Source organism: Gelidimonas denitrificans, assembly GCF_055694065.1.
Genome location: NZ_CM146350.1, coordinates 1718219 through 1731607, shown reverse-complemented (window position 1 = coordinate 1731607; position 13389 = coordinate 1718219). Strand labels below are relative to the sequence as shown.

Annotated in this window: 9 protein-coding genes and 2 tRNA genes; 6 read left to right on the top strand and 5 right to left on the bottom strand. The window is 53.4% G+C overall.

The features are described 5' to 3' along the window. The first annotated feature begins 33 nt into the window (after positions 1-33). The 4 genes from FKCLFG_RS08115 (at position 34) to FKCLFG_RS08100 (ending at position 2535) form a co-directional block, all read left to right on the top strand. Positions 34-306 carry an HU family DNA-binding protein gene (locus tag FKCLFG_RS08115; RefSeq protein ID WP_472615700.1) on the top strand — a complete coding sequence of 91 codons (273 nt, stop codon included), beginning with the start codon at positions 34-36 and terminating at the stop codon, positions 304-306. A 51-nt stretch (positions 307-357) separates the two neighbouring features. Then, positions 358-433: transfer RNA gene (locus FKCLFG_RS08110), tRNA-Val, on the top strand. A gap of 28 nt (positions 434-461) precedes the next feature. Continuing rightward, positions 462-538: transfer RNA gene (locus FKCLFG_RS08105), tRNA-Asp, on the top strand. Positions 539-618: 80 nt separating this feature from the next. Next, positions 619-2535 carry a SurA N-terminal domain-containing protein gene (locus FKCLFG_RS08100; protein ID WP_472615699.1) on the top strand — a complete coding sequence of 639 codons (1917 nt, stop codon included), beginning with the start codon at positions 619-621 and terminating at the stop codon, positions 2533-2535. A gap of 180 nt (positions 2536-2715) precedes the next feature. Here FKCLFG_RS08100 and mnmH read toward each other — a convergent pair whose 3' ends face one another. After that, positions 2716-3777 carry a tRNA 2-selenouridine(34) synthase MnmH gene (gene mnmH / locus FKCLFG_RS08095; protein ID WP_472615698.1) on the bottom strand — a complete coding sequence of 354 codons (1062 nt, stop codon included), beginning with the start codon at positions 3775-3777 and terminating at the stop codon, positions 2716-2718. A 4-nt stretch (positions 3778-3781) separates the two neighbouring features. Further along, positions 3782-4399 carry an arylesterase gene (locus FKCLFG_RS08090; RefSeq protein WP_472615697.1) on the bottom strand — a complete coding sequence of 206 codons (618 nt, stop codon included), beginning with the start codon at positions 4397-4399 and terminating at the stop codon, positions 3782-3784. 31 nt (positions 4400-4430) lie between these two features. On the opposite strand from FKCLFG_RS08090, the gene FKCLFG_RS08085 reads away from it, so the two are divergent. Then, positions 4431-5147, top strand: coding sequence for an ABC transporter ATP-binding protein (locus FKCLFG_RS08085; protein WP_472615696.1), 717 nt, complete (start codon positions 4431-4433; stop codon positions 5145-5147). Here the strand turns inward: FKCLFG_RS08085 and FKCLFG_RS08080 are convergent. Both FKCLFG_RS08080 and FKCLFG_RS08075 read right to left on the bottom strand, forming a co-directional pair. Further along, positions 5126-6691, bottom strand: a complete 1566-nt coding sequence (locus tag FKCLFG_RS08080; RefSeq protein ID WP_472615695.1) for an NAD(P)H-hydrate dehydratase — start codon at positions 6689-6691, stop codon at positions 5126-5128. The two genes, FKCLFG_RS08085 and FKCLFG_RS08080, sit on opposite strands and share 22 nt — an antisense overlap. Before the next feature lie 195 nt (positions 6692-6886). Then, entirely contained in the window at positions 6887-8167 is a 1281-nt protein-coding gene (locus FKCLFG_RS08075) for a D-amino acid dehydrogenase (protein WP_472615694.1), read from the bottom strand. 333 nt (positions 8168-8500) lie between these two features. Here FKCLFG_RS08075 and purL point away from each other — a divergent pair, with 333 nt between their 5' ends. Further along, positions 8501-12517: a phosphoribosylformylglycinamidine synthase gene (purL, locus tag FKCLFG_RS08070; protein WP_472615693.1), complete on the top strand. Its 4017-nt coding sequence runs from the start codon at positions 8501-8503 to the stop codon at positions 12515-12517. An 82-nt stretch (positions 12518-12599) separates the two neighbouring features. Here the strand turns inward: purL and FKCLFG_RS08065 are convergent, their stop codons facing one another. After that, positions 12600-13376, bottom strand: a complete 777-nt coding sequence (locus FKCLFG_RS08065) for a peptidylprolyl isomerase (protein ID WP_472615692.1) — start codon at positions 13374-13376, stop codon at positions 12600-12602. Positions 13377-13389 lie beyond the last annotated feature (13 nt).

The following is a 13389-nucleotide window of genomic DNA, read 5'->3' as shown; positions in this document are numbered from 1 at the left end:
ACTATTGCGGAATTCAACCTTTAGGGGGATTAAGTGAATAAAACTGAACTAATCGAGCATATTGCCCAGTCAGCAGATATTTCCAAGGCAGCGGCAACGCGTGCGCTTGAGGCATTGATTGTTGCGGTAAAAACTACGCTGAAAAAGAATGGGGCTGTTACCCTCGTTGGATTCGGTACATTCTCGGTAGGTAAGCGTGCGGCGCGTATTGGGCGCAATCCGCGTACTGGTGAATCCATTAAAATTAAAGCTGCTAAAGTCCCTAAATTTAAAGCTGGCAAAGGCTTAAAAGATGCTGTAAACTAGCTTTTTTGGTGTGGTGACAAGCATCAAAAATTTGACTGACTAAGTAGTTATGGGTGCTTAGCTCAGTTGGTAGAGCGGCGCCCTTACAAGGCGTAGGTCGGGAGTTCGAGCCTCTCAGCACCCACCAATCAGTCAATTTTTATTAAAGTAACTCAGGAGTGGTAGTTCAGCTGGTTAGAATACCGGCCTGTCACGCCGGGGGTCGCGGGTTCGAGTCCCGTCCACTCCGCCAGAACAAAAAAAAGGCGAACGAAAGTTCGCCTTTTTTTACATTAAGCGTCATTTTTTTGAAATTTGCCAGATTGGTTGACCATGCTAGAGTTTATCCGCGGCCACAAGCGCTTGACACAGTTATTGTTATTGCTCTTTATTATTCCTTCTTTTGCTTTCGTGGGGCTTGAAGGCTATAGCCGATTTGGAACGGACAGTAATGTTGTCGCCAAAGTGGCAGGATATTCAATTACTAAGCAAGAACTAGAAGCGGCGCAGCGAGAGCAAATGGATCGCTTCAGGCAAATGCTTGGAACACAATTTGATCAAAAATTGCTGGATACTCCAGAAATGCGACAAAGCGCACTGGATAAACTCATTGCGCAACGCGCATTATTGGCCGAATTATCACGCAAAAACCTGTCTGTTTCCGATCAGGCATTGCAGCAGGCAATTCTATCCATGCCGGGTCTGACTTCTCCTGATGGAAAATTCGATAGTGAACGTTATGCTTCTTTGCTTGCAGCACAGGGCCTGACGCCATCTTCTTATGAAGCAAGCTTGCGCCAGGATCTGGCTTTGCAGCAACTCAATAGCGCCATTCAATCAAGTGCATTCGCACCAAAAACTGTGGTTGCCCGTTTGTCTGGAATTGCAACCCAAGAGCGAGAAATTCAACAGCTTAATTTCAATGCTACTGATTTCAATGCGCAGGCAAAAGTGACTGACGAAATGCTGCAGTCCTATTACAAGGATAATTCGGCTCAGTATGCGATTCCTGAACAATTGAAAATTGAATATGTCATTTTGAACAGTGCCGTCGTTGAGTCGCAGTTGTCGATCACGGATGCCGACATCAAGTCTTACTATGAACAAAATGCAAAACGCTATACGGTTGACGAGCAACGGCGCGCCAGCCATATTCTAATTGCAACTAAGAAAGATGCTTCGCCAGCGGAAATAACAAAGGCAAAGACAAAGGCGGAAAATCTGCTAGCTCAATTGCGTAAAAATCCGGCGGAATTTGCCAAGCTTGCCAAGGAAAATTCCCAAGACCCCGGCTCTGCAGAACGCGGTGGCGATCTTGATTTTTTTAGTCGTGGAATGATGGTCAAACCTTTTGAAGAGGCAGCTTACAAGCTTAAGAAAGGGGAAGTCAGCGATATTGTCCAATCCGATTTTGGTTTTCATATTATCCAGATAAGTGCCATCAAACCTGCTTCTGTTAAGTCTTTGGATGATGCCAGAGCCGAGATTACAGTAGAAATTAAAAAGCAGATGACTGCAAAGAAGTATGCGGAAATGGCGGAAATTTTCAGCAATACAATCTATGAGCAGTCAGACAGCTTGAAACCGGTGGCTGATAAACTGAAGTTGACGGTTGAGACTGCATCCAAGGTGACGCGTCAGATTGACAATGCCGCCGGTAACAATGCTGCGTTTAATAATCCAAAGTTCCTGCAGGCATTGTTTTCTGATGACTCGATCAAAAACAAGCACAACACGGAGGCAGTGGAGATTGCTCCAAATATCCTGATGTCGGGACGCGTGGTCGAACACAAGCCGACTAGCAAGCGTCCTTTTGAGGAGGTAAAAACCTCAGTGCGAGAGCGTGTAACGCAAATTGAAGCACAGAAACTGGCTAAGAAAGCAGGCCAATCAAGATTGCTATCCCTGCAGAAAATCCCTACTGATGCTGGTTTTAGTGCAACAAAAATTGTTTCCAGGGCGAAGAAGTCCGATTTAGACAGTAGTGTGCTGGCTGCCACAATGAAAGCCGACGTCTCAAAATTACCCGCGTTCGTTGGCATTGATTTACCGGGCCAAGGATATGCGATTTATCGTATTAATAAAGTAACTGAGCCTGCTGTTAAGGATGAAGTACGCCGGATAGCGGAGCAGCAGCAAATTTCTAATGCTTTGGCCCAGCAGGAAATGCTCACTTATATTGATTATTTAAAGCAGAAAGCCATAGTCAAAATATTGCAACCTATCACACCCAAAAACAGTGATGTATAGAATAGGGCGCAGCTCATTTTTGCAAGAAAATTAAGCTACATAACAAAAAACCGCTCAATGAGCGGTTTTTTTATTCTATATTCGGTTGCAAAAACCTTGCATCATTCTTGTTCCGGATTCCAATGACCGCTACGCAGTAGCGAAGGTCTTTATCGTGTCAGTAGATGACTTGAAAGCGTATCAATGCATACCAGTGAGTTGCCGTGCCGCGCTCTGCAAAGAGTCAATATCGATGCCAGCGAGTTCCAGTATTCGCGCCTGCCCATATTGATTGAAGTTGCGCTGGATCGAGCGCTTATAGGCCGGGTCATAATGCTCTGCCAAGAGTTCCGTGACTAAAGGTTCCATGTTGCTGGATAGGGCATACAGTTGCCAGTGCGCGATTTTTTCCTTGCCGTGCATACTGACCAGACAGTCCAGTTGCACGTTCAATTTCTCAGGGTCACCGACGAAGTGCGCATAATCCTCCATCAGCAATTTGATGCGATTCTCTTGTGATAGTTGCACCGCAATGCAGGATGAAGAACGCATTTTTTCTATCAATATTTCCGGTATCCGGACATTTCCAACTTTCTTGCTTTCAGATTCGACATACACGACTTGTGCAGGATTGAACTCGCGCAGCGTTTGCCACAGGCGGCTCTCAAACATTTTTTGTGAAGGCTGCGGCTGCAGCGGCAAGTTGCCCAGCACGGAGCCCCGATGTTCGGCCAGTTGCTCCAGATCCAGTACTTGCGCACCTTGCTGCGCCAGAACTTGCAACAAACGGCTTTTGGCGCTGCCAGTGGTGCCGCACAAGACCTGAAAAGAAAATTGCGATGCGATTTCGCCGAATGCGGCATTTACATGACGGCGATACTCCTTGTAACCGCCATCCAGTTGTACCGCCGGCCAGCCGATTTTGGCCATGATATGGGCCAGCGCTCCGCTGCGGTTGCCTCCGCGCCAGCAATAAATTAGGGGTGACCAATCGCGTGGTTTATCCATGAACAAGGTGTCAATGTGATGGGCGATATTCTTTGCCACCACTACCGCGCCGGCTTTCTTGGCTTCGAATGCATTGACTTGTTTGTATAGAGTGCCGATGCGTTGACGCTCTTCATTACTCAGCACCGGACAATTAATGGCGCCGGGGATATGGTCTTCTGCGAATTCGGCTGGGCTTCGAACGTCTATGATGGCATCGAATTTATCCAACACAGGCAATATTTCGGCAAAAGGGAGTAGGGCAGGGTACTTCATACGCTCACTTGGACAAAAGGGGTTTAAGGTGCGCCCAGACATTCTTGAGTATGACCGGGTGGGCTTGCGCTTTTAGATGTATGCGGTCGGACTGGAACAATTCAGGCCGATCGGCGACTCCAGTGAGTAAAAAAGGCACGAGAGCCGACCTGGTTTCCTTGGCCAATTTGGGATACAGGGCCGAGAACTGGTCTGTGTAATTCCGACCATAATTGGGTGGGATCTGCATGCCAACCAGAAGCACTTTGGCTCGGTTTTTTTTGGCTGCACTAATCATGCTACGCAAATTGTCTTCCGATGCTCGGATCGACAAGCCGCGCAAGCCATCGTTGCCGCCCAATTCAATTACGACCACCGTGGGGTGGTGCTTTTCCAGCAAGGTGCCAAGACGGCTTTTGCCGCCACTGGTGGTTTCGCCGCTAATGCTGGCATTGATGACTGTGGCATTGATATTTTCGGTTTTCAGGCGACTTTCGAGCAGCGACACCCAGCCGGTTCCGCGCGCCAAACCATATTCTGCTGACAGGCTATCGCCAAGCACCAGTATCGTTTTTGATGCAGAATGGGCGCTTGTCGCGAATAGGGTCAACAAGACCAACGTTGCGGCTATGAATATGCGCATTAAACCTTCCAACCATCCACTATTTTTCTGCATGCCTGATCTTTCCTTGCTTGCGCCAGCCATTGCCGCTGACAACCTTACTAAACGCGTCGCGGATGCGACGGGTGAACTGATTATTTTGCACGACATCGATTTTACCGTGCCATACGGGCAGACGCTCGCGATAATGGGCGCGTCCGGATCGGGCAAATCAACCCTGCTGGGCTTGCTGGCTGGGCTGGATACGCCATCGAGTGGTACGGTTCGGCTTGACGGGGTCGATATCTTTGCGTTGGATGAGGATGGCCGGGCACTTTTGCGCAAGGAAAAAATCGGCTTTGTGTTCCAGTCATTCCAGTTGCTGGCACACCTGAATGCGTTGGAAAACGTCATGCTGCCGCTGGAGTTACGTGGTGATTCTGATGCAAGAAACAAAGCTGAAGCCATGTTGGGTAGGGTCGGATTATCCAGTCGCCTGAAACACTTTCCGAAATACCTGTCCGGCGGCGAGCAACAGCGGGTCGCCCTGGCACGCGCTTTCGTGACCGAACCGCCTTTGCTATTTGCCGATGAACCGACCGGCAGCCTGGATGCTGCAAATGGCGAGGCGGTGATTCAATTGATGTTTGACTTGAATCGGGAGCGCCATTCGACTCTGGTGCTGGTCACGCACGATAGCTTGATTGCCGCCCGCTGCGAGCGCACGATTACCATTGCGGCCGGCAGATTATTGTCATCAGAGGACCATCAGCGTACCGCTGCGTATTGATTGCTGAGGCGATTCAGGCTGCGGCGCACAACCGGAATCAGTTCGCTTGCCGTTAGCCCGATTGGCCCTTGGCCTGTGGCTACAAGTGCATCGGCTGCATCGCCATGCAGCCAGACTGCCGCGATTGCAGCTTCCCATTCCGGCCATCCTTGCGCCAGCAGCGCACCGATAATGCCTGCCAGAACATCGCCGGTGCCTGCGGTAGCCAATCCTGGATTGCCGGTTGGGTTAATCACGATATTGTCCTGCGGGGCGGCGATGATCGATCCAGATCCTTTGAGCACAATGATTGCATGGTAAGTGCGCGCCAATCGGCGGGCGGCGGCAACCCGATCTGCCTGGATTTCGGCACTGAATATACCAAGCAGGCGCGCGGCTTCCAGTGGATGCGGCGTCATGATGGCAGTTGCCGTGCGCAGCGCCAGTGTTTGCTGCAACGCAGGATCGGCGGCGATCAGATTCAGTGCATCGGCATCCAACACCAGCCGCGCCTCGGATTGCAGCGCTTTGCGCAGTGCTGCAAGCGCGGCATGCGAGTTTCCCAGCCCCGGCCCGATTACCACGGTTGCAGCAAAAGCGCATTGCGCCACGGACCGGCACATCAGTTCCGGTTGCGCGCTGTCGAAGGCGGGCGCCGCGCCAATGAATCCGGCGATAACCCGGCCCGCGCCACTCTGGATTGCGGCGCGTCCGCATAGCACGGGTGCGCCATGCATGCCTGTTGCACCACCGACGATGACGACATCGCCATTGCTGCCTTTGTGCGAATTATTTCGGCGCAGTTGCAACGAATGGCTAAATTCGCCAACCGTAGCCAGATGCATGCTGGCCGGGTTGCGATCGAAATGCCGCGCGTCGATATCCAGTGCGGCGACTGTAACCTTGCCCGCATAATCACGGCCGTCACAAGTGTGCAGGCCGGGCTTGTCGGCAATGAAAGTAATAGTCTGCTGCACGTTGACGGCTACGGCTGAATTGCCGGAATCGGCGTTCGCAACCCCGCCAAGGATATTGCCAGTGTCGGCGTCCAATCCGCTTGGGATGTCGAGCGCCAGTACCGGGCAGGTAAAGTGATTGAGTCGATTGATGCGATTAATGCTCTCGATCAGATCGCGATAGACGCCGGCAATCGGACGCGTCAAGCCAATGCCGAACAAACCATCGACAATCAGCGCCCATTGGGTGTTGGAGATTTCCGGCAAAAATGCACCATCCCTGAACACAGCCGCGCTGTTCTGGGCGCGTTGCAAAGCTTGTTGCGCATCTTTTGACGACGGAATCGGACCGGCGATTAAGGCGGTGACAGCGAACCCGGTTTGCGCCAACTGGGCGGCGACTTCGAGAGCATCGCCGCCGTTGTCGCCGGGGCCGACCAATATCAACACCTGCGCGCCGGACGGCGTTGGCTGCAGCAGAGTCATTGCGGCAGCGGCGGCGGCTTGCCCGGCGCGATGCATCAGTGTGCCGCAGGGCAATTCGGCCAAGGCGGCTTGTTCAATCCGGCGGATTTCAGCAATCGAATATAGTGCGTGTCGGGTTGGCATCGAGGCTCCGCTATATTTTTGTAAAGAGTGGCAACACGTTCGTGCTAAATAGCGCATCCACTATTTATGTACTGCAGGAAAATTCTAAATCTAATACTAGGCCACTGTATATTTGTTCCCCGCAATAAAATATTGAGAATAACACGCTAAATATTAATATACTCCCACTATTTTAATATTTACATGGTAACTGGATTAGCAGGAAGTTTGCACTCCATAGCGCGCCAGCGTCAAACCGTCCAGATCGATTTCCGGTTCGCGTTCGGAAACGATGTCGGCCACCAGTTTGCCGGCGCCTGCAGCCATTGCCCAGCCATTCGCACCGTGGCCGATATTAACGAATAGATTCCTGATCGGGGTTGCGCCAATGAGCGGCGGGCCGCCCGGCAAAGTCGCTTGCAGGCCGCACCAGAAATTCACATTGTTATAGTTGGCAGCGTTCGGAAGCCAGTCAACGCCTACTTTACGCAAAGTGCGTTGCGCGGTCTCGGCCACTGTTACAGAGCGCGAGGCCAGCTCTACGGTTCCCGCGAGGCGGATTCGGTTGCCCATGCCGGTGATGCTAACGCGATAGGTTTCATCCATCAATGCGGCTAGCGGCAGCGTATCCATATCTTTCACGGTTGCTGTTGCAGCAAAGCTTTTGACGGAAAAAAGCGGGGTGCTGATACCAAGAGTCTTGAGCATCCGGGCGCTTTCTGCGCCTGCTGCCAGCACGATGGCGTCAGCCGAAAAAGAAGTCTCGCCGATCTCCAGCGCAAGCTGATTGCCATTTTGTGTGATTGTGCTGACGCTGTTGCCGAAAATGAACTCCACTCCCATCGACATCGCAATCTGCTTGAGTTGCTTGGTAAACAAAGGGCAGTTGCCTGTTGTTGCATGGGGCAGATACAACGCGCCGGCCAGTGCTGTGTGCGGCGACAGTGCCGGCTCCAGCTGGCGTGCAGCATCGGCATCGAGCAAGCGGTGCGCGCTATCCAGCTCGATTAACATGGCAAGCGCCGGCTCGGCTAGCGCCACATCTTGCACGGTACGAAACAGCTGCAGGTAGCCCTGCGTTTTTTTGTCGATTTGCAAATCTTGCGGCTCCAACTGCTGCTTCAGTTGCTGCAAGGTGTCGCGGCTATAGGCGATCAGGCGCTGCATGCGCTCCATATTGGCGTGAAAATTTTTCAGTTCGCATTCGGAAAGCCACAAGCGGATCCAGCGCCACAAGGCCGGATCCATTTTGCGCGGCAACATCAGCGGCGCTTCCTGCTTGAACAGATAGCCTAACAAATGCTTGGGCATACCGGGTCTGGCCCACGGTGTCACATAACCTGGCGCCATTATTCCTGCATTGCCAAAACTGGCTTCTTCGGCGACATTGCCGCGACGTTCGATCACGACCACCTGATGCCCCGCGACAGCCAGGTAATACGCTGTGCAAACGCCAATTACGCCACCACCGATAACTGCTATTTGCTTTTGTGCCAATTTAGAACCTAATCCTTTTTGCCAGAAGCCGGCAAGATACTGCCGCACTCGCTGTTGCGTGTCTCATATTCCGGGCCGTGAATGTAACATTTGTAAGCTTCTTCAGTATTGCATTGCCGCAAACTTCCAGAATTTATTCACAGCGTTTTACGAATAGCGTTCAAATCCGGCCGATACGCTATCGGATGCTTGTTGCCCAATTGTGCAGGCACGCCGGATTGCCGTTTTGTCTGCTGCCCCGCCTAGTGCGCCACGGTATAATGCCGCATCCCTTAAATGTCTTAATCATGCAGTTCCACTGCATCAAATCTCCTTCGAGCGTTTCCTCTCCCTATGCTGATTCTTCCCGGTTCCAACGCACTGTCCGCTTTCCGTACCCAACGTCTTCTGTCGCAATTGCAGGCTGTCGATGCCAATATTATCGCCATCACCGGGCGCTTCACCCATTTTGTTGATGCCGGCCTGACTGCATCGGAAGACGACACCAGCCGCCTGCACGCGTTGCTGACCTATGGCGAACCCTTTTCAGATTTGGTCGAAAATGGCGAAGAGTTCATCGTCATTCCACGCTTTGGCACTATTTCTGCCTGGGCCAGCAAAGCTACCGACATCGCGCACAACTGCGGCATGGCGCATATCAAGCGCATCGAACGCGGCGTGGCGTATCGGGTGCAGTTGAAGTCCGGCTTGCTGGGCGGCGTTAAAAAATTATCTGATGCGGCAGCGCAAACGGTTGCCGCCTTGCTGCATGACCGTATGACGGAGATGGTATTGCGTTCGGCCAGCGACGCCGCCGGCTTGTTCACCGAGCTGGCAGCCAAGCCGCTGGAATCTATCGATATGCTGGCCGGCGGCAAAGCTGCGCTGGTGACGGCGAATACCGATCTCGGCCTGGCCTTGTCGGACGATGAAATCGATTACCTGCTGGCCGCATTTACGCAAGCCAAGCGCAATCCGACTGACGTTGAATTGATGATGTTCGCGCAAGCCAATAGCGAGCATTGTCGCCATAAAATATTTAACGCCGACTGGACCATTGACGGTGAAGTCCAAGATAAATCGCTGTTTGCGATGATCAAGAATACCCATCTGCTGCAGCCGAAAGGCACCATCGTTGCCTATAGCGACAATTCTTCCATCATGGAAGGGGCGACTGTCGCGCGCTTTTATCAGCGCGGTGCGGCTAAGGGCAACGTGTATGAGAGCTCGGTGGAATTGACGCATACCTTGATGAAGGTTGAGACGCACAACCATCCGACTGCGATTTCGCCATTTCCTGGAGCTTCTACTGGTGCCGGTGGCGAAATCCGCGACGAAGGCGCGACTGGCCGTGGCTCCAAGCCGAAGGCTGGTTTGTGCGGTTTTACCGTCTCCAACCTGAATTTGCCGGATGCCGTTCAGCCTTGGGAAAACGATCTCGATGTGACGCAAGCCGGCGTGGATGCCAATACCGATTCCCGTGTGTATGGCAAACCGGACCGCATCGCGTCGCCATTGCAAATCATGATCGATGGCCCGTTAGGCGGCGCTGCGTTCAGTAACGAATTTGGCCGTCCGACGCTGGCCGGTTATTTCCGTACCTACGAGCAAAACGTCGGTGGCAATGTGCTGGGCTACCATAAGCCAATCATGATTGCCGGCGGTATCGGCAGCATTGCTGACATACACACGCACAAGAACGATATCCCGGTCGGCAGCCTGCTGATCCAGTTGGGCGGCCCCGGCATGCGCATCGGCATGGGCGGCAGCGCCGCATCCTCGATGGCGACCGGCACCAACACCGCCGATCTGGATTTCGATTCGGTGCAACGCGGCAATCCGGAGATGGAACGCCGTGCGCAGGAAGTCATCAACGCTTGCTGGGCGATGGGCGACGAGAACCCGATCATTTCGATTCACGACGTCGGCGCCGGCGGTTTGTCGAACGCTTTTCCGGAAATTACCAATGATGCCAAGCGTGGCGCGATTTTCGATTTGCGCAAAGTTCCGCTGGAAGAAAGCGGTCTGGCACCGAAAGAAATCTGGAGCAACGAGTCGCAAGAGCGTTACGTGCTCGCCATCGCGCCCGACAGCCTGCCTTTGTTCGAATACATATGCCAGCGTGAGCGTAGTTTGTTCGCAGTGGTTGGCACCGCCACCGAAGAGCGCCAACTGAAAGTGATCGATCCGGAACATGGCAACAATCCGGTCGATATGCCGATGGACGTGCTGCTCGGCAAGCCGCCGAAAATGCATCGGGACGCCACGCATGTCGCACTGGATTTACCCGAGCTCGATTTGACCGGCATGGATTTGCTGGAAGTGTCGCAGCGGGTGTTGCGCCTGCCGGCAGTGGCTGACAAGTCCTTCCTGATCACCATCGGCGACCGCAGCGTCGGTGCGATGACGGTACGCGATCAGATGGTCGGCCCGTGGCAAGTGCCGGTGGCCGATTGCGCAGTCACCACGATGAGTTTTGAGGGATTCTTGGGCGAAGCGATGGCGATGGGCGAACGTACCCCGTTGGCTGCCATCAACGCCGCCGCTTCCGGCCGCATGGCAGTAGGCGAAGCGATCACCAATATTGCCGCGGCACCGATCAAGGATATTTCAGACATTAAATTGTCCGCCAACTGGATGGCCGCCTGCGGCCAGCCGGGACAGGACGCCGCCTTGTTCGATACCGTCAAGGCAGTCGGCATGGAACTCTGTCCGGCGCTCGGCATCAGCATCCCGGTCGGCAAGGATTCGCTGTCGATGCGCACCACCTGGAAAGACGAAGGCGTTGCCAAAGCGGTTACCTCGCCGGTGTCGCTGATTGTCACCGCTTTTGCACCAGTACACGATGTACGCCTGTCACTGACGCCGCAAATCCGCACCGATGCTGGCGACACCGTGCTGATTCTGATCGATCTCGGTCGCGGCAAAAACCGCATGGGAGCTTCCGCACTAACCCAAGTCATGCAGCAAATCGGCAACGAAACGCCGGATGTCGATAGCGCCGACGACTTGAAAGCTTTCTTCGCGGCGATCCAGCAACTCAATACCGAACGTAAGCTGCTGGCGTATCACGACCGTTCCGACGGCGGCCTGTTTGCCACGCTGACCGAAATGGCATTCGCCGGCCGGTGTGGTTTAGCCATCAATCTGGATATGCTAACGCTGGAAGGCGAGCACGCCACCGACAGTGGCGAAGCCAAGGATTGGGCCGGCCAAGTGGCAGAGCGCCGCAACGACCTGACCCTGCGCGCACTGTTCAGTGAAGAGCTGGGGGCAGTGATTCAGGTTCGTGCGGAGCAAAAATCGGACGTGATGAACGTGCTGCGCGCCCACAATCTGGGTGCCTGCAGCAACATCATCGGCAAGCCGCATATGCAGGACGTGATTGAATTCATGCGCGATGCCAAGTCGATTTACAAACAACCGCGTGTGGCGTTGCAGCGTTTGTGGAGCGAAACCAGTTGGCGCATCGCCCGTTTGCGCGACAATCCAGCCTGCGCCGATGCCGAATACGACCGCATTCTGGATATCACAGACCCCGGCATCACCCCGAAACTGACGTTCGAGCCGCAGCAAGATATCGCCGCGCCGTATATCGCCACCGGAGTCAGGCCGCGCGTGGCAATCCTGCGCGAGCAAGGCGTCAATTCGCATGTGGAAACCGCGTATGTGATGCACAAGTCGGGCTTTACCGCAGTCGATGTACACATGAGCGATTTGATTGCCGGTCGTGCTCGTCTGGATGATTTCAGCGGCCTGATCGCGGTGGGAGGTTTTTCTTATGGCGACGTGCTGGGCGCCGGCGAAGGGTGGGCCAAGACCATACTTTTCAATGCCAAACTGGCCGAGCAATTTGCGCTGTTCTTCCAGCGCACCGATACTTTCGGTCTCGGCATTTGCAACGGTTGCCAGATGATGAGCAATTTGAAATCCATCATTCCTGGCGCGCAGGCATGGCCCAAGTTTACGCGCAACAAATCGGAACAGTTCGACGCGCGCTTTGCGATGGTCGAAGTGGCGGATTCACCATCGATCTTCTTCCAGGGCATGGCCGGCACGCAAACCCCGATCGCGATCGCACACGGCGAAGGCTATGCGGATTTTAGCCAGACAGGCAATATCGATGAAGTTGTTGCCGCAATGCGTTTCGTCGATAACCAAGGCCAAGTTACAGAAGGCTATCCGTACAATCCGAACGGCTCGCCGCAAGGGATTACCTCCGTGACTACGCCGGATGGGCGGTTTACCGTATTGATGCCGCATGCCGAGCGCGTGTTCCGCTCGGTGCAGCAATCCTGGCACCCGGAGTCATGGGGCGAGGATTCGCCGTGGATGCGCATGTTCCGCAATGCGCGCAAATGGGTTGGGTAATCGAGTTGGGTAATTAGTTGCATATTATAAAAAAAGCGCTCTTTTCAGAGCGCTTTTTTTGATTACATCAAAAACCTGGGTTTTATTCCACTTTCGCTTTTTTACGTAATCCCTGCTGGAATTCCTGCAGCTTTTGTTGTTGCAGCTTTTCTGCAATTTGTGGTTTGACTTCTTCTAGCGTCGGCACTTTTGCGGCACGAACATCTTCAAGCTTGATAACGTGATAGCCGAACTGGCTCTTGACCGGCGTTTCAGTGACTTGGCCTTTTTGCAGCGCGATCATCGCGTCGGAGAACGGTTTTACGTAGGCGGCAGGAGCGGCCCAGTCGAGATCGCCACCGTTGGCTGCCGAGCCAGGATCTTTGGATTGCTTGGCCAGGTCTTCAAACTTGCTACCCGATTTGAGCTTGACGATGATTGCTTTCGCGTCGTCTTCCTTTTCAACCAGGATATGGCGCGCATGGTATTCCTTGTCGCCGGCCTGAGCCTTGAACTTGTCGTATTCCGCTTTGATATCGGCGTCGCTGACCGGGGTTTTCTTGATGACGTCTGCCACCAAAGCACGAATTACGATTGATTGGCGGGCAATTTCAACTTGATTCTTGACATCGGCACTCATGCCCAAGCCACGTTTGTCGGCTTCCTGAATCAGGATTTCACGGTTGATCAATTCTTCCTTGATCATCGCGCGCAACTGCGGCGAATCCTGCTGGCCTTGCGACGCCAGTTGCTTGGCCATCAGTTCAACACGTGAGGAAGGAATTTTCTTGCCATTAACTATGGCAAGGTTTTGTGCCATTACAGGCAGGGCAGCGGCTGCAAAAAGTATCACCAGTAAACGGGCAGGCTTTAAAGTCATCATTGATTCCTAA